Genomic DNA, 25,366 nt, shown 5'->3' with positions numbered 1-25,366 from the left:
ACACCGCCAAATATACTATTATTCTAATTTTATTTGCGAAATAGAAAAAACGAGCTGTACACAAATACAGCTCGTTACTATATGATATTTATTTCACTATCTCTTAAATATAATTTTTATATAAAATTTATTCATTTTTAATAAAGTTATTATTTTACATAATTAAATTGAATTTCTTCCATTTCCTCATGATAACTTACAAATAAATCATAGTTTTGAAAATACCAAAGATCATCAGAATCTACAAAAAATATAATACCTTCCTTCTCAACTGACACTATTTCCCCATCTAGTTTCTCTGCAACAACCCCTAAAGAATATCCGGGCTGAATTGAACTACCCCCTCCATACCTTACAGTAAAACGTACAGATTCACCGTGCTTTATACGTAATTCTTCCTGGAACCATTGTAGAGCTTTACGATCAATTGAAATTTCCATCTTTATTCCTCCAGTTTACGCAAACTCTTTTTTTCCTAATCGCTGTTTTACAAAGAAGACGAAAATAATTAAGGCTATTAATGCTGAAATTGCACTCCCTGAAAATAAAATACGATAACCAAACATTTGTGAAACCACTCCAAGTAAAATAGCACCTAACCCGATTCCTAAATCAAACGCTGTAAAAAATGAAGCGTTCGCAACTCCTCTCTTACTCGGATCAACAATTGTAAGCATTGCCGCTTGCAAAGCTGGCTGCGCTGAACCAAATCCAATACCGTATAATGTTGCTGCGATAATTACACCTATCAAACCATTCGAAATAGTTAAAACAACTATAGCTAAAATAGTAATACATAATGCTGGGAGTATGATGAATACTTCTCCATATCTATCTAATAGTTTTCCTGAAATTGGTCTTACAATTGTTAATGCAATTGCATATACAAGAAAGAAAGTTCCCGGATTCACATGAATTGATGATGCAAATAACGGTAAAAATGTTGTTATTCCTCCATATGCAAACGATAAAAAGAATACTACAATCGTGATTGTTAATACGGATTTCTCAAATAGCTGAATTTTCCCTTTTTCTTTTTGTGGCGTAAATGGCATCTTCGTTATTAGTGATAATACGACTGCCATAAAAGATAACAACGTCGCTAATAAAAATAGACCATTAAATGAATAATTTTGCACAACCCATAATCCAATCATAGGTCCGATGGCCATTGCAATTGTCATCGCCATCCCGTACCAGCCCATTCCTTCTCCACGGCGTGAATCTGGAATAATATCAGTTATCGCTGTTCCAACAGCTGTTGTAGAAACAGCCCATGTTACTCCGTGAATAACACGTAAAACAGCTAAAAGGACAATAGTCGATGCTATATTATAGGAATACATCGTTAATCCAAAAAAGATGAGTCCGAAAATAATAAAGGATCTTCTACCATATTGATCTAGCATTCCTCCAATAATCGGTCGTATTACTACAGCAGCTATTGTAAACATCCCCATCATGAGTCCAACTTGCGATTCATTGCCACCTATCTCTTTAATAAAGAGCGGTAGCGTTGGAACAAGTAAATAAAATCCTGTAAATAAAAATAACATTGCGAAAGTCATTTGAATAAATGATTTCGTCCATAATCGTTCCATAAAAATACCTCCATACACTCGTAAAATATTACGATTAACAACCTCATTGTACATTTTATTGATCTCTTTTCCCTCCGCAAATAGACGTATCTTTTCATATTAAATAGTCCACCATCAGCTTACATTAGTCTTAAGACTTTGTACGCATGTTTTAAACGAAAGTCCTATATATGTACCTTTATAAGCGTGAAAAGAATATACTAATTTATTAACACAACTTAGGAGTGAATATTTTATGTGGGTATTATTAAGAGTAACTGCCGTAGTTCCTTCGACTCCTGGGATACATGTTCCTGCAGTTCATACAGCTAGCTCCGATGTAGGAATTGAACTTCCCGCCACTTGGCAACAATATCAAATTCCCGGTCAAGTTACCCCCTCATTTTGGCATCATGGTACACACCCCAGTAGTACTACCATTTATAGCCATAGTTATCCTCCACTACCTCCGACTCAAGTCTTTTATCATTTCCCTTCAATTTATTTTCAAAATTTTTATGGTACGTTTAACATTTAATAGCTATCACTGTATTACCCCTACATTTTGATAAAGCGAACCTTTAATCCAGTTTCAACATAAAAAAGTCGAATTCCTTAAATAAGAAATCCGACTTTTTAATTGTTTTCCAAACTAATGTAACCGTTAAAGAAAGACATTTATTAAAGATTTGAATATAATTCCCACTTGTTTAATGCTTTATGTAATCCATCACAGTTAGTCCCTTTCCGGGATAACCCACACGTACAATCATTTCTCTCTTTACGTTACATTCCACATAAACTACATTCACTCTTTTTCTTCTATCTAGCCCTTAACATAAAATTTTCTATAGCAAAATAAAAAAAGCACTTAAGATTGTAAATTCCCACAAATCTTAAGTGCTTTTTTGAAAACTTTTCTATAAATTTTTCTTATTGTCCATTATTGGCAGGAACCTCTCCTGCATTTCCACCATTATTTGGTTGTCCTGTTGCAGGTGGGGTCGGAGTTCCTTGACCTCCATCATTATTCGCTGGAGGTGTCGTTCCTTGGCCTCCTCCGCTATTTGCTGGAGGTGTCGTTCCTTGGCTTCCTCCGTTATTCGCTGGAGGTGTCGTTCCTTGACCTCCTCCGTTATTCGCTGGAGGTGTCGTTCCTTGGCCTCCTCCGTTATTCGCTGGAGGTGTCGTTCCTTGACCATTTCCGTTATTTTGTTCATTTTGTTTCTTTTCTTCTTCTAGTTTCTTTTGCTCTTCTAGTTTCTTTTGTTCTTCTTGCTTCTTAAGTTCCTCTTGTTGCTTTTGTTCTTCTTGTTTTTTCAGTTCTTCTTGTTTCTTTAATTCTTCTTGCTTTTTCTCTTCTTCAGTTTTTTGCTGTTGATTTTGTTTTGGTTGCTCCGTTGTATCCGGCACGCTAGTATTTGGCGATGAATCACGTTTTTCACCTTTTATACGTAGCTCACTACCTTCTTGAATAACGCTACTTGGCATTTTAAAGCGTGATTTATCTGTAGCCATTTCGCTCATCATTTCTTTAAAGATCAACTGTGCAATTTTCGTATTTTTACTACTAATATACTCGTCTTTACCATCTTTCATATACCCAGTCCATACTGCCATCGTATATTGCGGTGTATATCCAGCAAACCAGCTATCACGAGTTGCACTTTCTGGAATTTTATATTGAGCTAATTGTTTTGATGAGTAGTTTGTCGTACCCGTTTTACCAGCTACATCTAAAGATGCTACATTTGCAGATGTACCAGTACCTGATGTAACTACAGAACGAAGCATATCTGTAATCATATATGCTGTAGAATCTGTCATAACTTGTTTTGGTTTTTGTCCAAAACTTTGTGACTTACCATCTGGATAAACGACTTTCTTAACAAAATGCGGTTTCGTATATTTACCCTCATTACCAAATGCTGCATAAGCGCCCGCTATTTCAGTTGGTGATACTTCATTTGTACCAATCGCTGTTGATTCAGTCGGTGCTGCATTAAATGTAATGCCTAATTTCTCAGAGAAGTCTTTTGATTTATTAATTCCGACTTCTTTCGCAGTCTTAATTGCTGGGATATTTCGTGACTTTTCTAATGCTACACGCATTGTAATTGGACCCATGTGACTTCTATCTGAATTTCGTACTTCTTGTCCCGTTGAATACTTAAATGGAGAGTCATCAATTTGATGGTACGTAGCCCATTTTAAATATTCAATTGCAGGAGCGTAGTCGAAAATCGGCTTCATCGTTGAACCAGCTGCACGATCTAATTCAATTGCCATATTGTGCCCTTTAAATACAGCTTTATTTTCTCCACGGCCACTACCTATAGCACGAACTTCTCCTGTTTTCGTATCCATAAATGTAAATGCACCTTGGAATTTATCGTTCGGATAATCAATGATATTATTATTTAAAATATTATCAGCAAGTTTCTGTGCTTTCGGATCTAACGTTGTATAAATTTCTAAACCGTCAGAACCGATATTAGCATCTGGCAATTCTTTTTCTACTTCTTTCACAACTGCATCCATAAATGCAGGATATGGCATTGTTTGTAGTTGAGTTGCAGGCTTGAGTCCCTTTTCTACGTCAACTTTTGATGCTTCTTCCATTTCCTGTTTTGTTATATATCCATGTCGATTCATTAAGTTTAGAACAACATTTCTTCTTTCTGTTGCTTTTTGAACATTTTCTTTTTTCGTTGGATCATAGTTATTCGGTGCTTTCGGTAAACCTGCAAGCATCGCAACTTCTGGTAATGTTAAGTCCTTCAATTCTTTACCATAGTAGTTTTGTGCTGCTGTTGCGATCCCATATGAACGGTTTCCTAAGTTAATTTTATTTAAGTACATCTCTAATATCTCATGTTTTGAATACTGTTGTTCTAGCTTATAAGCTAAATATATTTCTTGCGCCTTACGCTTTGGTGTTTTGTCCATTGATAAGAAGTAGTTTTTAATAACTTGCTGTGTTATCGTACTTCCACCTTGAGAACCATAATCTCCTTTAAGACTTACTAGAACAGCACGGGCAGTACCTTTAAAATCTACTCCGCTATGCTCATAAAAACGTGAATCTTCTGTCGCTAAAAATGCATTTTCTACTAATTTAGGTATTTGCTCATACGTAACATTCGTCCTTTTTTCTTTTCCATATTCATATACCAAATCCCCGTTTTTATCATAAATTTTTGAGGATAACGGATTAACAAGTTTTGCTTTCTCAAGTTTTGGTGCATCCTTAATCATTACAAAAAAGGTAGCAACCCCCGCCACTAAACCAACAATACCAAGTAATAAACAAGTAATTAAAAACTTGCGAAAGAATGATGTTTTACCTTTTGGTTTTTGTGTTTTAGAAGCTGGCTGTTTTTTCTTTTTAACTTGTCGTCGTTCCTCTCGAGAACGATAATTTTCTGACATGTTACTTTCTCCTGCCTTTCAATTCTCCCGTTGATTTACTTAAAAATATTGAGGTCACTTTCTAAAATGAATTTGATTAAGAAAGTATATTGACCTGGAGCATTCAATATTTTCCCAATTCACAGATTATAATTTTTAGAATACTTCTTATACAAACTATTTTCACTTCTATTTTTCCTAATAACGCTGCCCCTTTAAGCATAGAATGTAAAAAGTGAATTTTTAATACCTCGTATAAATAATATACCTTTTTTTCAAATGGTCAATATTTTCTTATTTATAAATCAAAGGTGAAATAAAAATAGCACAACGATATGTACTTCGTGTGAACTTCCTTATAATTACGTATAACAAACATTTAATATATTGCATATAAGTATAATACCTCTTAAATTATAAGGATTTCAACTTCACAACCTCAACATCTACAAGAAATTATTAAAAATAAAAAGTGAGGAGTTGCGTAATGATGAAGCTATCTCCCGTGATTTCAAAAAATATAGTTGCTGTTGGCTATAATCCTTTTTCTATGATTTTGCGAATCCAATTAAAGAATGGTATGTACGATTTCTTTAATGTACCAGAAAGTATTTATATTGGCCTATTACATGCACAATCTAAAAGTTATTACCATAAAACTTATATTAAAAATTCTTTCCGCCACACAAAAATTTAAACTTAACACCCACAAAAAAAGGAGGTTAATCCTCCTTTTTTTAAAAATATTTCACAGATGAATTATCTTCGATTCCTCTTATTAATTTCATCATATGCTTGAATTTGTTTTTTCAAACGCCGATCAGCTTTTTTATCATGCACTACAAGAATTGCGTGTATAACTCCTGGAACCCAAAATATTAATGTTAATATGAAATTTATGATTGCCTGAATTGGTTTTCCACAAAATAATACAGCAACAGGTGGAAGAAAAATTGCTAATAAATACATCATCCCTTGAAAACTCCTTATTTTGTATTTTATATATCACTTTTCAAAATATACGCAAAAAAACCTACTACCATTTTAATCTTAACCTGCCTCTAAAATCAATGTATCTCCTTCTATTTATATAAGTATTTCAGACTTTTCATTGTTTTCTAGCCTATTTTCTTCCTCTATTGCAGTTATTCCAATTGCAGAAATTAACGTTCCTATCGCTTGTATCCAAATACCAATGAGTGCAATGATTCTCTCATCCTTCTTATCAAAAATACTATCTTTATTTTCTTTCTCATCTTTCAATACATTTAAAACACCTTGATACGCTTGTAATCCAGCCCCTAAACTTTGCATGGAGTTACCTAGTATAATAATTTTCTGTAATACATTTATATCCACCAAAGCTGCTTCTACCCCTAAAAAGGCACCAATCGATTGTAAACTGTTCCCTGTAATGATAAGATAATCATTTTCTTTCAATTGTTCATTTATATTAAAATATATTCCTATTACATTTGATATATTTCCTAATGCTAATAACTCAATTCCTATTTGATCAAGTAATTTACTTTGATTCTCTCTTTTTTCTTCCCCATCATCATAATTGCTCGCAATGATTTGTAATATATACCCGAGGGCTTGTAATGAGCTTCCTACAATAACAAGTTCCGATTCAACTTTCTCTTCTCCCATAAATCCTCTTGTCGTTCCAATAGCAGCTGTAAGATTCCCCCCTACTTGAAACCATGCCCCTGTCAATTTTAAACTGCTTGGATTCATTTTTATCACCTATTCAAATATTTTCTAAAGCTTTCAAAACAAACAAATCTCACCCTTAATCTTTTATTTTATTTTTCAGATGTAATTTTGTGAATGATCTAATGTGCTACTAATATAAAAAGCACCTTAAAGGTGCTTTTTATACGCATGCTGGGCATGTCAATGAATCTCCATTTTTATCTATTGTTATATTCAATATATATTCAATTGCGTTATGTGACCAAGTTTCAGGTGTAGGCGATTCATTTATATATTGTGGCGCACATGACTTCAGCATTGGAGTACTAATACTCCCCCCCAGGATCTAAAGCAACTACAGCCATGCCATGGGGTAATTCCAGGGCCATAGATTTAGTGATACCTTCAATTGCAAATTTCGAGGCACAATATGGCGCAAGCTCAGCTTCACCTTCTCTCCCCCAACTAGAACTCATATTAATGATAATTCCTTCTTTCCTAGCTACCATTGCGGGAACAAACGCTCTTATTACATTTACTACACCATTCACGTTTACATTCATTACATTTTCGAATTCTTGAGCCGTAATTTTCCAAAGTTGTGCATTTTGATTTACAATCGATGCATTATTTATTATCAGATCGGGAGCCGTATGTCTATTAAATATATAATTTGCCCAGTTATTAACTTGCTGAGAATCTGAAACATCAATTACTTGGAAATCATGTATTTTACTGTACTGTTTTTTTAGTTCTTCAATTTTATCTTTTGAACGTCCACAACCATATATGTTCCACCCTAATTCATGAAATCGATCAACCATCGCACGTCCTAACCCTTGTGTCACACCTGTAATAATTACAGATTTACTAATTTCTTTTCGCTTCATTTCTCTCATCCTCCTTCCCTATATCTTACTCTCTTCATTTTTATTCAGCGATTTACTATAGTATCAACTCAACTCATACTTTAGTAATGGTTTTGATATTGCATACATAAGTAAAAAAAGTAACCATCATGGTTACTTTTTTCTATATATCTAAAAATTCATTGTTTATTTCATTATTGTTTTTACATTTCAACTTCTCTTTTCCACATTTCTCACACCGGTAAATATAAACTACACCTAATGTACCTTTTTTAAAATCCTCATTATCCTGCATCTTAATAAAAATATATTTATGTTTACAATGCGATTCACCCAAATAATTTTTAAACCACTTTTTCAACACAACACATTCCACCTTTATGATAGAACCTTTATTTAGCTGCTTTATTATATACTTTTATTTAAATGTTCAATCTCATCTTGCAATTTTTTAAATTGCTCAAAATGCATGGTAATAGATTGGCTACTACCATAATCAACATTTTGTTTCACTAATATAACACCCGTATCATGAAAAAGCGCTTCAAGTTCTTTCCTAATAGACACTTTCGCAATATGGGCTGTTTTAATTGCAGATAAAATTGCAATTTCATTAAACTTTAATTTTATTTCATTTGGACAAAATGCGTCTTCAACTAATATAACTTCATTACTATAAATTAATGCAACAAGATTACTTGATTTGGCATCTGTTAAATCAACTTTTTTCATAATATCTTTCATTACATTTTGCCTCCTTTATTTTCATATATATCAATTATACAAATTTTTTAAAAAAATTACTCAACTTTATTATATTAATTTTAACACACTTTTATTGAAATCTACGCTCCAAACGTTTTACTATTCCACAATTTTTATTGTATGAACCATCTGGACTATAACTCCATATAGTAATGTTAACAACTTATTATAAAGCAGGTGAAAATTATGCCATCAGTTGTAGGAAATTTAGTTGTACAAAATAGCAATGGATCATTTAACTTAGGTGATTTCTACAACGTATCTCCGAAAGAAAATACGAAAGCTTATAATGGTTCCGGCGCATCAAACGTTGGTTTTGTTGTTAATACTTTTAGCGGTGTTAGCGCGACCAATACATTTGATTCTGACCTTGCAGATCAAAACCAAGTGGGTACAGCCTAATCTTATGTTCAACTTTCTGTATAGAAAATTTTAATTTGTCTATACTATAATCAGGCTGTTTGACAGCTCTTGTTGATTTTGGAGTACCCTATCTTTTTCTCCCTTTCCCTGGGGCTCAGCAGCTAGCACGAAGCTAGCTGCTTTTTCTTGTATTATTTGTCTCATAAATCAGAAATAAAAGAAGCTGCCATTTAATATTCAGCTTCTTTTACGTTATTTCAATAATATCCATAGCGTTAAATACGTAAGTTTTATAAAAGGCGTCTGTACAAATTACAATTTGTTTTACCGGATTGATATGTACAACAGTCATGTAGCTTGTTAGTATGTAACCATCTTCAAAATATGTTACCAATATTTCTTTCTCAGACAGTAATGACGTTAATAATTTATCAGAAATTCTCTCTTTTGCTTCATTTGTTAAAAGCGGTTTTTGTACTTTTAATTTCTCTCCAATAATCTTTCTCATATTTAAAAGTTGTTCGGACATTACTGTAAACGGAACCCACTCTCTTTCTTCTTTTTGTATCTTTACATCGTTCATTTTTTATCTCCTTGATCATTTATACATTTATTTAGCCATACTATCCCTTAGTTATTTTTAATACTTACTAAACTCGGATTTACTTCTAAACTATAATTAGGTTACCTCTTAAAAGAACATTCGTTCCTATTATACACGAACTTACGTTCTTTTGAGAAGAGCCATACTTATTATTTCTTAACAAAAAACATAATTTTATTTATCTCCATACTTTTTTCCTTTATCAAATAAACTTCTCATTTCTTATATAACATGCATATAACAACTAAAAGGCGACTTCACCCAAAGTGAAATCGCCTTTTTCTAAAAAATATTTCAAAGCTTATTTTTCTATCCTAACTAATGTTCTTTCTGGAATACATAATTCATCTATATTAAAATGATTTATTTTTAAGTTCAATTCCCCTACTCGTTCCTTATCTTCATCACCAACCCAACAACTAAATAATTCAAAATAGTCTCCATCTTCCAAATAACCTTCCATAATCTTGCATAAAGTTAAAAGTTTTTCTTTCGCTTCTTTTTTCCCTTTACATTTTGCCACTCGACAAGTTCAATTCCCCAACTAGTTGAAACCTCATATGTGTAATTTGTTTGGAATTGATAATCTTGTACAATTTCAAGCATACTTTCATCTGAAAAACACGGTCCAAAAACAATTAGATTATTAGAATCCGGATCCGTTAACGGAATTTCTACATTACAGCCTATGTAACTTGCTAAACTCATTTTATACTCCTCCAGTATTCGTATAAAAAATACTTCATAGTATATTTATTTACTTAAATATAAAATCCCTGCCTAAACGAAAAAGTTTTAAATTTTTATCGTTTATTAACCATCTATAACTGAAAACATATACTATGATGAACGAACTCACAAAGCATAAGAAAAGAGAGCATTTACAACACTCTCTTTTCTTACATACTCTATGGAACTTTACAAAACTGAATCAATGATTTTTATTATTATATTTTATTACATATACTTAGGTTGTACTATTATATGTAACTCTCTCTCTGTATCCGCTTTTTTCGGATGACGAAAATAATTAAGTTCGTACTTTAACACTTTATACTCAACCATCCCGATTTTAATCCCTTTCGTTTCTTTTAATATAGCCAATAAATCACTTACATTTTCATCATATGACTCAAAAATTTTCGCGCCGCCCTCTCCTTGAAAGATTACTTTCATATATTCTCCACCACCTTAATTTATTGATGTGGTAAATGACGCGTTTAAAACGATTCATTCTTTATCCTAAAATTTTCATATGAAAAAGAACATCCTTTCCAATCGAATGCTCAGCTTTTTACTAATTATCCATGTTAAATATTTATTCAAAAACATTATATGTATTATTTTTTAAATTATGTTCGATATCTATTATTAAAGAGTAAATATATGTAATAAACTTGCATAATGAAAACCGTAGAATATCCACTTTCGTTGAAATAATTATAATCCATAATTTCCCATTGTAATTCTTAATATTTAAATGTAATATTGTATTGTCTTACTATCTATTTATAACTCACACACTAATTAGAAAAAGGGAACTCTATATGAGTTCCCTTTTCTAATTATGATTACAGTCATTATTTCTTTTCTAGAAATTTAAATGTATCTTTAAATTCTTTATTATTCACTTTAATATCAGCGTCTTTCAATAAATCATTGACTACTCGTTGTTTCCATTTACCTGTCGTATCTTGTAGTCTTTGTTGTTCTATATCTTTACGAATTTTATCCTTTACTTCATCAAATGGCTTCAATTCTTTTTTATCCGTCACTTTAATAATATGGTAACCGTAAGTTGTTTTAACCGGCTCACTTACTTGGCCTGCATCTAATTTATACGCAGCTTCCTCAAATTCTTTCACTGTTTGTCCAGGGGCAAAACCAGATATTTCCCCGCCCTGTTCCTTTGAACCAGTATCTTCTGAATACTGTTTTGCTAAGGCAGCAAAATCTTCACCATTATTTACTTTCTCCTTTATTTCTTTAGCCGTTTTTTCATCTTTCACTAAAATGTGACTTACTTTCATTTCTGGTTTATAGTTATCTTTCACATCTTTATCTGTAACTGTTGCTTTAATTGCTTTCTCAAATGCAATTTCTGGCTTCATTTTTTCTTTTAATTCATCTTCATTTTTCAACCCAAGTTGTTCTAAAGTCGATTTAAAGTTTTCACCCATTTTATCTTTTGCTTCTTCTACTTTCTTTTTTGCTTCCTCATCTGAAACTTTATATTTATCTAGCAATGCCTTACTTAACATCATTTGATATAAAGTACTTTCTCCATATTGTTGTCGTAATTCTTTACTTAATTCTTTCTCTGTAACATTTCCTACTTTTGATGTTACTACGTTGTCTGAGGAACCACATGCAGATAATGCTAGCATCATGCATGAAATAATTGTTCCAATAAATATTTTCTTCTTTTTCAATTCAAATACCTCACTTTTATCATTATGCAAATTAACTATACACAGTCATTGTGAAAACAGTGTGTTTTCTACATGTAATTCATTTCATATGAGTAGACTATGTATCATGTATTTTCACTTTTAAATATAAAGAGTCTTCTTACTATGTATAGTAAGAAGACTCTTTATATGCTCCCCAAAAAATATAGCTTCTATAGTTACTTAATAATTACATGTTTTTCAGGTATCCAACTATTCTGCCCGATATCTACCGCATTTCCCACTCTACCCCACACTCGAAAAGATGTCGATCCATCTATATTTCCTTTATAATTCATACATTCAGGCTCTTCATAATAATTTACTCCGTAACCGACAGGATATTTCGAAGTTGCATAAAACCATTTCACATTAAAATGTTTTAAATATGCCCACTGCTTATCGTTCCCTAAACAAATCATATCTTGCTCACCGCCTCCCCAATAACCTGTTAAGATTAAATATGGAATTTTCTGAGTGAGTGTACCTGTAAATTGAGGATTCATGGGGTTTTCATATAAATTTATTCCGTATCCATCAGGATATTTCGAAACTGCAATACCAATGCCATTCGGTTGCTGTGTATACACTATGTTAGATTGATTTGCTTTGTTGGAATCTATAAACCAAGAAAGTGACTTATTTCCTACTAACCGATTCAGATCACATTTCCCAATCCCAGGAACATTCCCTGAATCCGTATATTGCCACATATCGCATGGATATGCTGGCTTATTCCCTCCATAACGAGGGATCCATACGAAATCAGCTTCAATATTACGTGCTCCAAATGATAAATACGTGTGATGCCCTACATATAATCCTACTTTTTCCGCACCTAAACGGCGTAATTCATCAATAAATGCCTGTGTCCCGCCTTGCATATCTACCATCGTTTGAACTTCTATGTCCGCTACCCAAAACTTAGCAGATTGATCACCACGATTCCAAAAATCTTGTGCCTCTTTCTTTGCATCAGCAATAGATATAAAACGGCAAAAAGCATAATTACCGAATGGGATACTATGCTTTTTCATTTCACTAACATAATTTTGATACATAAAATCCACCGTATTAGAGCCATCTTGAACTCTAGCAATCACTAAATCTAGCTGAGATGCTGCAATATCCCAATTAATAGTTCCATTCCATTTTGAAATATCTACAATATACCCCATACATTCCAGCTCCTTTTGAATGTCCTATTCATAGCTTGTTTTATTGTAAGCCTCCTCTCTCTAAAACTAGCTATCTATAATATAAATAAAAAGAATCTTTACTGTTTTTCAAAAAATATTCTCATATTCGAAATATACCCTACTATTCATTTATTATGTAATCTCGTCCTATCAATTAAGGTATTAATCATTTTTACGGATATTAGAAAAAATTCCCCTATATTATTAAATTAAAACTTCCAATATCAATTCCCTTTCAGCTAATATAAATCATTTCTCATTTTCTATATATTCTTAAATCAAAATTACTATCTTTCCATGAAATTTGAGATTTAGAAAAATTTTAATTAATTGAAGATTATTCCTGTTAACCTACAATTGTCCAACCTGAACACTATTGGTGCATAAAAAAGACATTTTCTATTACTAAAAATGTTTTTTTATAGTCTAATAAAACAATTTTGGTGTTAAATCTTTATTTTGTAATTGTGTATTTTCACTGTTCATAACACAACTTGTAGAAAATAATATTGGGCTATCACAAACCTCATCATTCATTACATCACGAAATACATTGGCAGCAACACCTGTAAACGTTTGACATAAGTTAGAAATATCGTCATTGAAAAACTGAATGACTTCCGCAGTGAAAACCGGAAAGACAACATTCGGTCCGCCAGGGAACTGAGGCTGTACCACAACTTGTTCAAAATAAGGATTATTTTCTAGTGCTACTTGAAATAAATGAGCTATTTCAAATGCATCTAGTGGACAAGGAAATGGATTTACAATTTCATTCTCATTATTCGTTACAATAACTGTCACACTTACATTCCCAAATTGTACAAAAGATTTTAAAAACGTTGCTAACGCTCTCGCTTTTTCATTACTTAACGCATGCACTAAAATAATATAATTACCACCAACAGGAATAAGCGGCCCAACTGTAACAGTTGGATCAGCACCTATTGAATTTTTTAATTCATTAAAATATGTGATCCAAGGTGGCGAAAGCTGAACTTGTACATTTTCTTCCAATATTTTATACTACCTCCTTATACAATTCTTACTAACATAATATGTAACAAACTAAAAAATGCATTAGTTATATTAATTAAACATTTTATTTCACATTCTCAATTTCCCCTTTACATCTTTAAGCACTTTTACTACTATGAAATTCTTTATTATAAGCAAATCCACTGAAATTTCATATTATACTAATACGACTCTATATCCTTTAAATTATAATACTCAATATTAGGAGCTGATTTCATGGAAAAAAAACCTATCGTTTTCAAAATCCCACCAAATTCAAAACTAAAAGTTACATTTTTCGGTCCTTGTAACGAAGTAATTACAAATGTCTCTATAATTAATCAACTATGCACCCCTAAATGTCAAACTATCACGCAATATCCAGACTTTAAGAAATATGTAACTGAAGTACGATCGTTATCCCGTTGTTAGTCCGCATAATGCACGATTTTCACAACTTCGTTACCTAAAATAACTGAAAAAGAAAATAACTGCATTCCTAGACTAAAATTACTCATTTTATGATATTCCATTGATAATTCATTGATTTTTTACACGTTTTTATTAAAAGGACATATATTATCGTATGGAGATTATCCACTCATAAAACCTATCTTTCTTTGGAGCGTACTTTTTATGTATGCTCTTTTTTTATGTAATCGTCCCCCTTCTAACTTGACCAACAATATATTAAAATTCTTTATGTACTTAAGGAGGTCAAATATGTTTAAGCTGCATCCAATACTACTCATCTTAGGATTGATTTTATTTTTATATAGTGTAATCGCCTTTATGTTATTCTTTTCAGTGTATTAGCATTACCTACACAAATCTATGTCCAATATGTAATTTCTATATAGTAAAGAAAAAACGTAATAATACGATATTTTATGTATTCCGTCTTTCTTGTTCTATAAGAAAACTAGTAAACTTACTAACACTGAGCTTTCACAAGCTTGTTACTTATTTACATATTATTTTGTTCATTATCTGAAGAAGGTTGAAGCCTCTACAAATTAAACTATACTTTACCTATTTACTTATATATTTTAGAAAGACAATAATAATCCCCCACCATTTGGTAAGGGGATTAACTAAACTTACTAAAAAACATTTAATGATCTGTTTTATTTAATTGGAGAAGGAAATCTTGCTGCTTCAAAATGTGCCCCATCTTCTAAAGGACTTAAAACCCCATCTATACTACTTTGTGCATAAACCTCAACTTCATCCCCTGCATTCAATTGAACAATCGTCGAAACACTTACGACATTTCCAAAACTTATTGGACCAAAAAAGTCATTATCTATAGCTATCGCTGCGTTTCCATTCACACGAATTTCTACACGCGCTCTATAATTTAAAGTTGGATCGTTTGGAAAAAAACCAATCGTTCCAATAATAGAATATACTCCTTTAGTCTTCGGCATAAAAATAGATGTTGCTGGATTATACTCATTCGCTAAATCAAATTGTTCATTTTGAAATAACACTTTCACAAAAGTATTAGCAGGAACATTTTGATTCACAGTATTTCTAGCTCTAAATGCCGATGCTCTAACAAGATTGTCCTTGTTATCATGACACTTACTAGTGTTCTTACAACAATCATGATGCTTATCTTTATACTCCTTACAATACTTACAGTAGTAATAACAAGACATACGAATTCCCCTTTCAAACTTATTACTATATATTATGTAAGATTGATTTATAAGGTTTGGACTAGCTATTTTTATTATTCATAAGGGCGCTATTAATCTGCACCCTTATTTATATATACCACTTCATTCCTTACTAGTTATAAGTTGTACACAGTTCCATATGGAATAGTAAGAAAAGAACTTCCGTACGGTGTAACATGATGTACTGGGTAAAAATACTCTACGGATGAGTAATATGGTTGTACTCCTTGCTGCTGCATTTGCATTTGTTGTTGCATTTGCAATGCTTGTTGAATAGCTTGGACTGTACTTTGTGCTCCACTATACGTTATAGATGTACCATATGCTGGTCGCATGCCAGCTTCAGAATTAAAATATGAATAAAACATGATTTTCAACTCACTTCCGTATAATTTATTACAAATTATATTATGATTCTTTATTTCAGTGGGTACTATAAAGCTAGTCCGCTCGCTTATATTCAAATGACAAAATAAAAAAGTAGCTGCTAGACTACTTTGAATTCTTCTTATCACCAAATAAAATGATATACATATTCTCCTGTTACACGCTCATTAATTCCCGCAACCCTAACGAACCTCAGTAAATCCGCTCCTTGAAGAAAATATACCGAAATCGTAACCGGTACTTGTGACCACATGAATTGATAAAGCTCATTCATTCTCTGATTCGTCGTAACGATTAAATCATTTACAGGTCCATGATTCCATGCAGAGGTTTGAACTGAAGTGAAAGAAAGGTCTTTCCCATTAACCACTATTCTTGATACGCTTTGAGTTATGTCCACAATAATCCCCTCCAACATTACAAAAATTGGACCTTTTTTAGTTCATATTATTATAAATATTCTTGACTGTAATAAATGTTTAAGGCAAATCCCTAATAAAGTGAAACTTTAATCAATGGGGGTCTTACTGCCCGTTAATGCGGGATAAAAATTTTTAAATAATATCCCTTAACTCCCATTACAATCATATAATTTCTAACCTTATTCAATTTTTGTAATTAATATAAAAAGGCATCTTAATTAGATGCCTTTTACTTATCTTTCACTACAATTCTACTATTAAAATAGCAACGCCAAATCCAATACATACCAATCCTATTAACATGAATAGCAATCGGAATCCCCATAAATCACTGATTATTTCTATAATATGCACCAGCACAATAATAATAAAGTGAAACTTTAATCAGTGGGGGTTTTGTTTATCCCCACTGATTATTAGTTGAACTAATCGGGCTTTTACGGGCAGTTGATCCCCCACCTAACTTCTTTGCTCCCGCTGAATTTTGAGGTGGAGGTCTTACTGCCCGTTAATGCGGGATAAAATCTTTAAATCCACTGAAACCATGTTCCTTTGTCTCTCTGATTCCATCAATTACAGTCAGACAAACAATAAAAACACCTAAACTAATTAATATAAAACTTAATACAAGCATTCATATATCCTCTTTTTCTTTTATCTCGCATTAACGAACACTTCCACTTTAAAATTCAGTACATACGAGGACGTAAGGTGAAAAATTAACTACCCGTAAAACCTGATTAGTGCATGCTAATAATTAGAGGAAGGTGGTTCTCTCTTTACTTTATATTATCATGAAAGGATATGAGCTTCGGAGTTATTTCTTTATAAAATAAAAAATAGCTAATTCAATACTTAAAAAGTTAAAAGAGCATCAGATTGACTAGTATGTAGATGGTTAAATGAATGTAAAATACTTTTAAATTATCTACTCTTTTTTTAGCTCGGAAGTAACTCTCATTTCGTTACCTCCAATTAACGCTTTTGTTCAATGTAGTTAGTTATTTTCTTGTATAATAAAAGTTAATTAATCTAGAAGGGATTCTGAGAAAAAGCGAAAAATCAGCTGGAAAGCTTATCGATTTAAATATTTATTCGAAATTAATAAGCGATTAATTTTAGTCACTCTGCCCATACTTAATCAAAGTGCCGGCTTCTTTAATTTCTGTATAAAATTCAAAAGTTTGACACAATCCTGGAAAAAGCTTATAAAGAAAAGTGAGGTTCCGTTATTTTCACACTTAGTAGCGCAGTCATGTTACATACAATTTTATAAGTGTGAACGAACTACAAAACTAAAAAACAAATAATAAGTTTGCAAATACGAATTTTGCATATAAATTCGTGTGATATTGAAAGGAGTTTTACTTATGAAAGAAATTAAAACAGAACAAGAATTCAAAGACATCATCGCAAGCGAGGAGCCAGTAGTTGTTAAGTTCTTTACTACATGGTGCCCGGATTGCGTACGTATGGACAACTTTATCGGAGATGTAATGGAAGAGTTCAATAAATTTGAATGGTATTCTATCAATAAAGATGAGTTTCCAAGTATCGCTGAAGAGTATCAAGTAATGGGTATTCCAAGTTTACTTGTATACCAAAATGGTGAGAAGCTAGGCCACTTACATAGTGCTAATGCAAAAACTGAAGAGCAAGTTACTGAGTTTTTAGAAGCATACTAAGATGAAAACCCTCTGGAAAATATTTTTCAGAGGGTTTTCATCTGTTTTCACAATTATCTTTTGACGTTTTTCATCGTTTAATGAATTACACCTTGTCATTATAAGAATAATACATAGTAAGAAAAGTATTCGTTTCTTCATCCTCCTATCTCTTTAGTAAATAAACTCCAATTCGGTTTACCCCCTGACTTTGTACTTTTCAACATATTTTTCCTTCACGAAACTTTGTTATCCCCTTCTTAAAAAGCTATAAAACGTCAACAATGTTTGTATAGACCCACACGACTTTCATTTGATACTCTATTTATAGAAAGAAATTCCTTTAAAGAAAGGTGAGTGATTAAAATGGATACTCTTTCTCATAAAGAAGCTGATAAAGGTGCTATTGTCAGCATTATGGCCTACATATTTTTATCCTCTATGAAAATCATCATCAGTTATATTACCCTCTCTAGCGCATTACGTGCTGACGGTTTAAATAACTTAACGGATATCGGTGCTTCTTTAGCGATATTAATTGGTCTAAAAATATCTCGTAAACCTCGTGACCCAGATCATCCGTATGGGCATTCGCGGGCCGAACAAATCGCATCACTTGTTGCGTCCTTCATTATGGCAACAGTCGGATTAGAAGTTGTTATTAGTGCCATTCAATCTTTCTTAAATCCGAAGCAAGCAGCACCTAATGTACTCGCTGCATGGGTTGCTTTATTTTCTGCTGTCGTTATGTACTGCGTGTATTTGTATACGAAAAAAATTGCAGCACGAACAAAAAGTAAATCATTAGAAGCCGCTGCAAAGGATAATTTATCAGATGCACTCGTAAGTATTGGTACTGTAGTAGGTATTGTCGGTTCTCAGTTCCAAATGCCTATTTTAGACCCTATTGCCGCTTTAATTGTTGGTCTTATTATTTGTAAAACTGCATGGGAGATTTTCGTAGAATCTTCTCATATGCTAACAGATGGAATTGATCCTGATAAAATGGAGGAATACGCTGATGCTATTGAGCATATTGGCGGTGTGGAAAACATTGTAGATATTCGAGCACGTATGTACGGGAATCAAACGTACGTTGATATTACAATTGAAGTAGATGCTCGTATGGATGTTGGAGAAAGTCACTGTATTACTGACAATATCGAGGCTATGCTTCGCAAAAAGTTTGGAATTTACCATGCACACATTCATGTTGAGCCAATGAAAAAAGAACCTATTATGACATAGGTTCTTTTTTTATGAACGTTTTATGAAATATAACACATAAAACGAGCCAGCTACCGCCAGCTGCCCATCCTGCTAATATGTCAGATGGATAGTGCACGCCAAGATATATTCGGCTAACTGAAATAGATAATACAACAAAGCTTGCTATAAGAATAATTAACAATTTTTTATGCAACGAAATACGATCTTCAGTAATTGTGACGTATGCAATAAATCCTAAAAAAGCAGTAGCATTCATCGTATGACCGCTCGGAAAACTATATCCAGTTGCAGTAACAAGCTGCGTAACATCAGGTCTTGCTCGTTCGTACCATAGTTTAAGCAGACTGTTTAAATAACGAGATCCGTAGTAATTAATTGTTAGAAGCAATGCACTAAGCAACTTTTTTCTAACGAGAAAATACATTACAAGAATAATGAGTAATGGGAAAAATATCCTTTTAGAACCGATAAAAGACACCCAAGTAAAATAGGTCGTCAAATAATCGTTTCGAAAGCTTTGAATAAAATGTGCGACTATATTGTCAAAATTCTCAATACAAGCGGTATGATACGAAAGTGATAATACGACAAAACAAATGAGTAACGTAAAACTTAGCAAGTATAAATGTCGATATCGTTTCACATACATAACCTCACTATGCAAAAAAATGGAGCGGTTGTTTTAGTTTTCCTCTCCATTTCTTTTTTATGCATAGTTTATTAAAAAATATAATTATTAATTTTTTGCTTCATCTCAGGGATATCTTCTCTTGTTACGGTAAAACGAATCACCTTCTCATCAAGATCAAGCGCCTCAGCGAATAATCCAGCTAAGCCACGGGATTTTCTATCTACTTCCATAATAATTTCTAGTCGATCGTATGCACGTGGCAAGATTAATAATTCTAATTCATCTAATTTCCCATAATACTCTCCAGAAACTGGAATAAACTCGAATTCTTGTGCGAATGGAATTTGCTTACGTAATCGATGCGGTAATTCTTCACATTCTATATGACGTGCTTTAAACCCTAATTCATTTACACTATCTAAAACACTACTTAATAATGCATTGGGTAACACTTGAACGTAGTCGCGGTCACTTGGGTCTATACTACGTTTAATATCAAGACCTGTATGAATCCAAACCATTTTCATACCAAGTGTAAGTGGTGCTTCAATTGGCATTGGAAAAGAAAATGGAATTTCAACTTTTTCATTCGGTTCTATAGAAAATGGTTCTGTTAAGCGTACTCGCTCTAAATCATACGTTGCTGTTACTTTTTTATCATCCACTTCTCGTACATACGACGTCGATAATGTTAAGTAAATGCTTTCAATTTGTTGGCTAACTGAACCTCCAGTTATATGAACCTTTCCAACTATTTCTTCCCCAACAATATACTCATCTTTTTCAAGAACAGTATCTACCTTTGCACTTCCAATACCAACGCTTGCTAAAAACTTTTGAAACATGGAGTCTCCATCCTTTCTAAAGCAGAAGCTACATCTTGTTTTAAATCTTGTACATTCTCATAGTACGGCGTTTTTATTTGTAACATTCGCATAAGCATTTCGCGATTATAATTTTCCAAAGTTAATTCTTCGTACCATGGTTTTTCCTGGTTTTCATTAGATTCATATCCTGCATATAATAAAAATAACGAGAAATGACCGAGTGCATAAAAGTCGCTACGAAAGTGGACTTCTCGCATCAAAGCTTGTTCACCTTCGTAAGTTGTAGCTCTCTCATCACCCTCACCTTTCCATTTAGCCAATCCAAAATCAATAATACTAATTTGATTTTCTTTCATTAATATGTTTGGAATGCGTAAATCTCGGTGAATAATGCCTTCACTATGAAACACCGATACAATTTCTAATATTTCATATAAAATCTCAAAAACTTCACGTTCTGTATATACATACCCATCTATGAAAATATAATCTTCAAAATTTTTACCAGGCATGTACTCCATCACAAAGAAGCTCTTTTTCTCCCATATGAAATGATCATACAGACTAGGAATTGCATGATGATTTAATGTTTGTAAAATCATTTTCTCTTGTTCAAATGATTTTCTACCAGACTCATATCTTTGTTTACTTTGTCTTAATTGTTTTAAGACTTTATATCTATTTATTTGTAAATCATTAACGACATATGTAACCCCATAACTGCCCATTCCAATTACTGATTCAATTTTATAACGTTCTGCAACAATTGTATTTTTTCGCAGTGGTCTATCAAATAAAGCTAGTACACGACGCCATTTCATCAGCTACTTGAAAAGAAGCTACGGCTTTTACGTTTTCTTTTATAATGTTGATGTCCATAACCAGATGAGCGTCGTTTATAATCGCTACTTGAATAAGAGCGCCCTCTACGACGATAATCACTACTTGAATACGAACGATATTTTTTCTTTCCTAATAAAGAATCAATAATTTTTTTGAACATCCCTTCACCTCTTGAATAAAATTTCCTTTTAATTATACCAATAATTATTGACTATATTTGTGACAGGTTTGTAAAGAGTAAAAAACGACGAGTTATGCCCGTCGTTACTTTCATTCATCCTCTTCATCAAAAACTTCATCAATCATGCATTTCTCTAATAAATACTCAAATGTAATATCTGCGAGATCTTCAATTTCTTCTCGTTTGGGGACGTACCCTCTTTCAATTAGTTGCTCATAAAAAAACTCCGCAATCTCTTCCGTATCAATCACGACTTCAATTTCCTTCATGAGCATCACTCCTTTATTTCTGTTTTATGAAAAAATCTCAAAATTATGTATATGAGATTAGAAAAATAGATTTTATTTTTTTATAGGTCATAAGCTTTGGACGAGATGCATACGATTGTAGTACAAGCTATTCAAAGGGGGAAATAATAATGGAAAATCAATATGAAGTAGGACAAACAAAAGAAGAGTTCATGCATGAAGATCAATGGGCAGACTCTCTTATAAAGTGGCTTTTTATTTTTTTAATAGTTGTAGGCATACCTTATACTGCATATGTTGTTGTTCAATTTATTCTCTCTTTCTAGTTAACTATTTTTTCTCTGTCAATTTAACTAAATAATTATGAACAACATCCATTACAATTTTATATTCTTCATCTTTAAATGTATCGAACAATAATTGATAATCGTTATAAATGTCAAGTAATCCATCAATGATTTCTTGACGATTCGTCTTAACACTCACTTTTTTCGAGTTGTTAATTGACTTTAACTTTCCTAAATCCAATTTATTCATACCTGCTTTATCTTGTTTCATTTTCTTCAAAATTGCATTTGCCGTTTGAGCATTGGCGAGTAACGTTAAATCTGATTCATCCGCTTCTAACCATTCACCATCCGTAATCCGTGACAATTCATAAATTGTATCTTCCCATGCGTCATTCTTATATCTCCATACTTCTGTACGAAAACCAACAATACGGAAAACATCTTTATCATATCCAGTTACTTGCACAAGATCACCAAACGTGAAATTATAATTTAATTCAATCCACTCCGTATCGCCCTTTTTCATATCTTGCTCTGTAACGTGCTGCAATGTTTGCTCTACGTAAAATCCATCGTGATTATTGACTTCGTATACATAAACTCCATCTAAAACCTTCATATTTGTGATTTTCCCAACGGTTCCATATAGCGTAATCACGACTATGTCCCCTACGTTGTATTTAGGTTGTTTTTTTCTTGCCATCTCTATCTCTCCTTTTTTTGACGTCGTGATTTTGATATCAGTATATGCAACCTACATAAAAACGCTTATCACAGAAGCTTATATTCATAAATTTTTTCAATAAAAAATATAATCTTATAAAATTTACATTACAATCAAAAAAAAGCTAGTAACTAGACTAGCTTCAAATCAACAAATTTCGTATAAAAAAACATACAGAATACTTCACTTTAAAAAAGTAACGTATTCTGTATGTTTTCAAATAGTTTTTATCTATCTTGTATGTATAAATCCCAGGCTTCATCAAATATAGACATACTTTCTAGCATTCCGCTCAACTCTAGGTATGAACTAATTTCATCATAGTCTTCAGATTGCTTCGGAAAACTTAAGTCATCATACATCGCCTCTGCTAAATCTGAAATTTCATTTCTAAATAAAGCTGCACGATGCTTCATCATATAATGGTAAAATGTCTTTTTCAAAAATATTCCCTACCTTTCTAACTTGGGTACATTATACAAGGCAAAAAAGAAAAAAACCAGCATAAAAGCTGGTTAAAAGTCGAAATAATTTCTTTTTAATAGACGCGGTCTTCCCATTAATTCTTCATATGTTAGTTGTTTTGGTAAATCTTTCGTATAAATTAAAAATAACTGATCTTCAATTTCTTTTACTGTATGGTCTGATTGATAGTCCATCCCGCACGAGGAACAAGAAATACATGGTGTCTTTTGGATTTCAATGGCTTTCGTACCATCTGGTAATTCCCAATATACAGTATTCAAGCTTTCTTTCGCTTCTGTACTGTCACACCACATACAATTCATACTGCATCACCCTCAGTTTTTTTGTCGTTTTCTTCTAATTTAGCCATTTGCGCTTGATATTTTTTATCTTTTAATTGATCGCGCTTATCACGTTTATCTTTTAAAGATGCATGAGTATCATTATCTTCGTAGTCTTTACGACGGTTCATACGCTGTAAGTCGTCTGGAACGAGGTTAAATTTCTTATCGCTCATAAGACCTGCGATACCAACATCTGAACGTTTTTCTTCGTAGTTCGGATAAATCTCTTTAAAGTATCCTTCCGCTCTTCCTGGAATATAGCTCTCTGGCTCTGGATACGTCGTAATAACACCTTCAAAGTTACGAAGTACAACTTTATCTGCACTTTGTGAGATTAAATAGTTTGGTTGAAGTGCAATTTTACCGCCTCCACCTGGCGCATCAACAACGAATGTCGGAACAGCGTAACCAGATGTGTGCCCACGTAAACCTTCAATAATTTCAAGACCTTTAGATACTGGTGCACGGAAGTGACCGATACCTTCAGATAAGTCACATTGATAAATGTAGTATGGACGTACACGGATTTTTACTAAGTCATGCATAAGTTTTTTCATAATTGGAACGCTGTCGTTAATACCAGCTAAAATTACTGCTTGGTTTCCAACTGGAACACCAGCATTCGCTAACATTTCACATGCCTTTTTCGATTCTTCAGTAATTTCAATAGATGTATTGAAATGTGTATTTAACCATACTGGATGGTATTTTTTAATAATGTTACATAAGTTTTCTGTAATACGTTGCGGGAATACTACTGGTGCTCTCGTTCCGATACGAATAATCTCAACATGCGGAATCTCTCGTAAATTTTTTAATACATATTCTAAAATTTTATCGTTAATTAGAAGTCCGTCACCACCGGAGATTAATACATCTCGTACTTGTGGCGTTTCACGAATATAAGCAATTGCATCATCTAATTGTTTCTTCGGTACACCCATTCCAATTTGTCCACTAAAACGACGACGTGTACAGTAACGACAATACATAGAACATTGATTTGTTACTAAGAATAGTACACGGTCCGGATAACGATGTGTTAGCCCTGGAACTGGTGAATCTTCGTCTTCGTGAAGTGGGTCTTCTAAATCATATTTTGTTTTATATAACTCTTCCGAAATCGGTACTGATTGCATCCGAATCGGACAGCGTGGATCATCAGGATTCATTAGCCAAGCATAGTACGGTGTAATGTTTAACGGGATCGTTTTCGTTGAAATTTTAACGCCTTCTTCTTCTTCAGGTGTTAAGTTAATCACTTTTCTTAAGTCATCTAACGTTTTGATCGTATTCGTTAATTGCCAAACCCAATCATTCCATTGCTCTTCAGTAACATCTTTCCATAATTCGATATCCTTCCAGTGACGATTTGGTTTGTATACATCATGTAACATTGCTATTCCCCCTTTTTATACGCTCATCCTTTATATAAGCAATAGTTATGCCAACTTTGTATTGTTGATAAG

At 32.8% G+C, this 25,366-nt stretch carries 32 protein-coding genes and 4 pseudogenes; 8 read left to right on the top strand and 28 right to left on the bottom strand.

Features of this window, described 5'->3' with window-relative positions; translation table 11 throughout:
- Positions 1-149: 149 nt before the first annotated feature.
- Both C4S65_RS09995 and C4S65_RS09990 read right to left on the bottom strand, forming a co-directional pair.
- Positions 150-440, bottom strand: a complete 291-nt coding sequence (locus C4S65_RS09995; protein ID WP_098838375.1) for an iron-sulfur cluster biosynthesis family protein — start codon at positions 438-440, stop codon at positions 150-152.
- A gap of 15 nt (positions 441-455) precedes the next feature.
- Entirely contained in the window at positions 456-1,601 is a 1,146-nt protein-coding gene (locus C4S65_RS09990) for an MFS transporter (protein WP_042973301.1), read from the bottom strand.
- A 235-nt stretch (positions 1,602-1,836) separates the two neighbouring features.
- Here C4S65_RS09990 and C4S65_RS09985 point away from each other — a divergent pair, with 235 nt between their 5' ends.
- Positions 1,837-2,118, top strand: coding sequence for a hypothetical protein (locus C4S65_RS09985; protein ID WP_061667587.1), 282 nt, complete (start codon positions 1,837-1,839; stop codon positions 2,116-2,118).
- Positions 2,119-2,513: 395 nt separating this feature from the next.
- On the opposite strand, the gene C4S65_RS09980 is transcribed toward C4S65_RS09985, so the two are convergent.
- The gene (locus C4S65_RS09980; RefSeq protein ID WP_001293954.1) at positions 2,514-5,012 is read right to left on the bottom strand and encodes a PBP1A family penicillin-binding protein; all 2,499 of its coding nucleotides are present in this window, start codon (positions 5,010-5,012) and stop codon (positions 2,514-2,516) included.
- Positions 5,013-5,478: 466 nt separating this feature from the next.
- Here C4S65_RS09980 and C4S65_RS09975 point away from each other — a divergent pair, with 466 nt between their 5' ends.
- Entirely contained in the window at positions 5,479-5,688 is a 210-nt protein-coding gene (locus C4S65_RS09975; protein ID WP_000977079.1) for a KTSC domain-containing protein, read from the top strand.
- A gap of 62 nt (positions 5,689-5,750) precedes the next feature.
- Here the strand turns inward: C4S65_RS09975 and C4S65_RS09970 are convergent, their stop codons facing one another.
- The 5 genes and pseudogenes from C4S65_RS09970 to C4S65_RS09950 form a co-directional block, all read right to left on the bottom strand.
- The gene (locus C4S65_RS09970; protein WP_000990219.1) at positions 5,751-5,963 is read right to left on the bottom strand and encodes a YqaE/Pmp3 family membrane protein; all 213 of its coding nucleotides are present in this window, start codon (positions 5,961-5,963) and stop codon (positions 5,751-5,753) included.
- 114 nt (positions 5,964-6,077) lie between these two features.
- Positions 6,078-6,731 carry a hypothetical protein gene (locus C4S65_RS09965; RefSeq protein ID WP_001070032.1) on the bottom strand — a complete coding sequence of 218 codons (654 nt, stop codon included), beginning with the start codon at positions 6,729-6,731 and terminating at the stop codon, positions 6,078-6,080.
- 139 nt (positions 6,732-6,870) lie between these two features.
- Positions 6,871-7,579: pseudogene (locus C4S65_RS09960) on the bottom strand (SDR family NAD(P)-dependent oxidoreductase).
- Between the two features lie 142 nt (positions 7,580-7,721).
- A complete protein-coding gene (locus tag C4S65_RS09955; RefSeq protein ID WP_000915144.1) occupies positions 7,722-7,922 on the bottom strand; it encodes a hypothetical protein in 201 nt (66 codons plus the stop codon).
- A 44-nt stretch (positions 7,923-7,966) separates the two neighbouring features.
- Positions 7,967-8,302 carry a hypothetical protein gene (locus C4S65_RS09950; RefSeq protein ID WP_000651906.1) on the bottom strand — a complete coding sequence of 112 codons (336 nt, stop codon included), beginning with the start codon at positions 8,300-8,302 and terminating at the stop codon, positions 7,967-7,969.
- Positions 8,303-8,509: 207 nt separating this feature from the next.
- On the opposite strand from C4S65_RS09950, the gene gerPF reads away from it, so the two are divergent.
- On the top strand, positions 8,510-8,725 hold the full coding sequence (gerPF, locus tag C4S65_RS09945; RefSeq protein ID WP_001141569.1) for a spore germination protein GerPF: 216 nt from the start codon (positions 8,510-8,512) through the stop codon (positions 8,723-8,725).
- Between the two features lie 208 nt (positions 8,726-8,933).
- Here gerPF and C4S65_RS09940 read toward each other — a convergent pair whose 3' ends face one another.
- The 6 genes and pseudogenes from C4S65_RS09940 to C4S65_RS09915 form a co-directional block, all read right to left on the bottom strand.
- The gene (locus C4S65_RS09940) at positions 8,934-9,269 is read right to left on the bottom strand and encodes a YolD-like family protein (protein WP_001999741.1); all 336 of its coding nucleotides are present in this window, start codon (positions 9,267-9,269) and stop codon (positions 8,934-8,936) included.
- Positions 9,270-9,591: 322 nt separating this feature from the next.
- A pseudogene (locus C4S65_RS35670) lies at positions 9,592-9,998 on the bottom strand (hypothetical protein).
- Positions 9,999-10,247: 249 nt separating this feature from the next.
- Positions 10,248-10,466 (bottom strand): hypothetical protein, encoded by a 219-nt coding sequence (locus C4S65_RS09930; protein WP_000864279.1) that lies wholly within the window; start codon positions 10,464-10,466, stop codon positions 10,248-10,250.
- 404 nt (positions 10,467-10,870) lie between these two features.
- On the bottom strand, positions 10,871-11,722 hold the full coding sequence (locus C4S65_RS09925; RefSeq protein WP_061665994.1) for a peptidylprolyl isomerase PrsA: 852 nt from the start codon (positions 11,720-11,722) through the stop codon (positions 10,871-10,873).
- Between the two features lie 197 nt (positions 11,723-11,919).
- Positions 11,920-12,918: a glycoside hydrolase family 25 protein gene (locus C4S65_RS09920; protein WP_000540651.1), complete on the bottom strand. Its 999-nt coding sequence runs from the start codon at positions 12,916-12,918 to the stop codon at positions 11,920-11,922.
- A gap of 447 nt (positions 12,919-13,365) precedes the next feature.
- Positions 13,366-13,956 (bottom strand): hypothetical protein, encoded by a 591-nt coding sequence (locus C4S65_RS09915; RefSeq protein WP_061665993.1) that lies wholly within the window; start codon positions 13,954-13,956, stop codon positions 13,366-13,368.
- Between the two features lie 237 nt (positions 13,957-14,193).
- Here C4S65_RS09915 and C4S65_RS09910 point away from each other — a divergent pair, with 237 nt between their 5' ends.
- Positions 14,194-14,388 (top strand): hypothetical protein, encoded by a 195-nt coding sequence (locus tag C4S65_RS09910; protein ID WP_000412557.1) that lies wholly within the window; start codon positions 14,194-14,196, stop codon positions 14,386-14,388.
- Positions 14,389-15,083: 695 nt separating this feature from the next.
- Here C4S65_RS09910 and C4S65_RS09900 read toward each other — a convergent pair.
- From C4S65_RS09900 to C4S65_RS09885, 5 genes and pseudogenes are all read right to left on the bottom strand, one after another.
- Complete coding sequence (locus C4S65_RS09900) at positions 15,084-15,620, bottom strand: ABC transporter permease (protein ID WP_042972451.1); 537 nt, start codon at positions 15,618-15,620, stop codon at positions 15,084-15,086.
- 137 nt (positions 15,621-15,757) lie between these two features.
- Entirely contained in the window at positions 15,758-16,009 is a 252-nt protein-coding gene (locus C4S65_RS09895; RefSeq protein WP_086406107.1) for a DUF3947 family protein, read from the bottom strand.
- 143 nt (positions 16,010-16,152) lie between these two features.
- Positions 16,153-16,428, bottom strand: coding sequence for a hypothetical protein (locus tag C4S65_RS09890; protein WP_140337723.1), 276 nt, complete (start codon positions 16,426-16,428; stop codon positions 16,153-16,155).
- A 530-nt stretch (positions 16,429-16,958) separates the two neighbouring features.
- Positions 16,959-17,084, bottom strand: coding sequence for a hypothetical protein (locus C4S65_RS35130; RefSeq protein WP_003306972.1), 126 nt, complete (start codon positions 17,082-17,084; stop codon positions 16,959-16,961).
- A 232-nt stretch (positions 17,085-17,316) separates the two neighbouring features.
- Positions 17,317-17,415: pseudogene (locus C4S65_RS09885) on the bottom strand (2TM domain-containing protein); the annotation flags it as partial.
- 70 nt (positions 17,416-17,485) lie between these two features.
- On the opposite strand from C4S65_RS09885, the pseudogene C4S65_RS35665 reads away from it, so the two are divergent.
- From C4S65_RS35665 to C4S65_RS09870, 3 genes and pseudogenes are all read left to right on the top strand, one after another.
- A pseudogene (locus C4S65_RS35665) lies at positions 17,486-17,566 on the top strand (GNAT family N-acetyltransferase); the annotation flags it as partial.
- A 254-nt stretch (positions 17,567-17,820) separates the two neighbouring features.
- Positions 17,821-18,135, top strand: coding sequence for a thioredoxin family protein (locus C4S65_RS09875; protein ID WP_000658787.1), 315 nt, complete (start codon positions 17,821-17,823; stop codon positions 18,133-18,135).
- A gap of 345 nt (positions 18,136-18,480) precedes the next feature.
- The gene (locus tag C4S65_RS09870) at positions 18,481-19,362 is read left to right on the top strand and encodes a cation diffusion facilitator family transporter (RefSeq protein ID WP_000380385.1); all 882 of its coding nucleotides are present in this window, start codon (positions 18,481-18,483) and stop codon (positions 19,360-19,362) included.
- On the opposite strand, the gene C4S65_RS09865 is transcribed toward C4S65_RS09870, so the two are convergent.
- The 5 genes from C4S65_RS09865 to C4S65_RS09845 form a co-directional block, all read right to left on the bottom strand.
- Positions 19,352-19,987 carry a phosphatase PAP2 family protein gene (locus tag C4S65_RS09865; protein ID WP_002082842.1) on the bottom strand — a complete coding sequence of 212 codons (636 nt, stop codon included), beginning with the start codon at positions 19,985-19,987 and terminating at the stop codon, positions 19,352-19,354. The genes C4S65_RS09870 and C4S65_RS09865 overlap by 11 nt on opposite strands.
- A 77-nt stretch (positions 19,988-20,064) precedes the next feature.
- On the bottom strand, positions 20,065-20,820 hold the full coding sequence (locus tag C4S65_RS09860; protein ID WP_098838377.1) for a sporulation protein: 756 nt from the start codon (positions 20,818-20,820) through the stop codon (positions 20,065-20,067).
- Positions 20,802-21,623, bottom strand: a complete 822-nt coding sequence (locus C4S65_RS09855; protein WP_061665990.1) for a protein kinase — start codon at positions 21,621-21,623, stop codon at positions 20,802-20,804. The genes C4S65_RS09860 and C4S65_RS09855 overlap by 19 nt, the downstream gene beginning before the upstream one ends.
- On the bottom strand, positions 21,623-21,805 hold the full coding sequence (locus C4S65_RS09850) for a hypothetical protein (protein WP_000473371.1): 183 nt from the start codon (positions 21,803-21,805) through the stop codon (positions 21,623-21,625). Before C4S65_RS09850 ends, C4S65_RS09855 begins: the two co-directional genes overlap by 1 nt.
- 110 nt (positions 21,806-21,915) lie before the next feature.
- Positions 21,916-22,095 (bottom strand): YozD family protein, encoded by a 180-nt coding sequence (locus C4S65_RS09845; protein WP_000658451.1) that lies wholly within the window; start codon positions 22,093-22,095, stop codon positions 21,916-21,918.
- 149 nt (positions 22,096-22,244) lie between these two features.
- On the opposite strand from C4S65_RS09845, the gene C4S65_RS09840 reads away from it, so the two are divergent.
- Positions 22,245-22,400, top strand: coding sequence for a DUF3930 family protein (locus tag C4S65_RS09840; protein ID WP_000431486.1), 156 nt, complete (start codon positions 22,245-22,247; stop codon positions 22,398-22,400).
- A gap of 4 nt (positions 22,401-22,404) precedes the next feature.
- Here C4S65_RS09840 and C4S65_RS09835 read toward each other — a convergent pair whose 3' ends face one another.
- The 4 genes from C4S65_RS09835 to ablA all read right to left on the bottom strand — a co-directional run bounded on the left by C4S65_RS09835 (position 22,405) and on the right by ablA (position 25,294).
- Positions 22,405-23,067, bottom strand: a complete 663-nt coding sequence (locus C4S65_RS09835; RefSeq protein ID WP_000101499.1) for a hypothetical protein — start codon at positions 23,065-23,067, stop codon at positions 22,405-22,407.
- A gap of 248 nt (positions 23,068-23,315) precedes the next feature.
- Complete coding sequence (locus tag C4S65_RS09830; RefSeq protein WP_000750717.1) at positions 23,316-23,531, bottom strand: YozE family protein; 216 nt, start codon at positions 23,529-23,531, stop codon at positions 23,316-23,318.
- A gap of 72 nt (positions 23,532-23,603) precedes the next feature.
- Entirely contained in the window at positions 23,604-23,876 is a 273-nt protein-coding gene (locus C4S65_RS09825; protein ID WP_000995766.1) for a YokU family protein, read from the bottom strand.
- Complete coding sequence (gene ablA / locus C4S65_RS09820; RefSeq protein WP_000902142.1) at positions 23,873-25,294, bottom strand: lysine 2,3-aminomutase; 1,422 nt, start codon at positions 25,292-25,294, stop codon at positions 23,873-23,875. Before ablA ends, C4S65_RS09825 begins: the two co-directional genes overlap by 4 nt.
- Positions 25,295-25,366 lie beyond the last annotated feature (72 nt).

The organism is Bacillus sp. ok061 (genome assembly GCF_900108285.1).
GTDB lineage: Bacteria > Bacillota > Bacilli > Bacillales > Bacillaceae_G > Bacillus_A > Bacillus_A thuringiensis_S.
The sequence above is the reverse complement of the archived record's forward strand: the minus strand, read 5'-3'. Positions and strand labels throughout refer to the sequence as shown.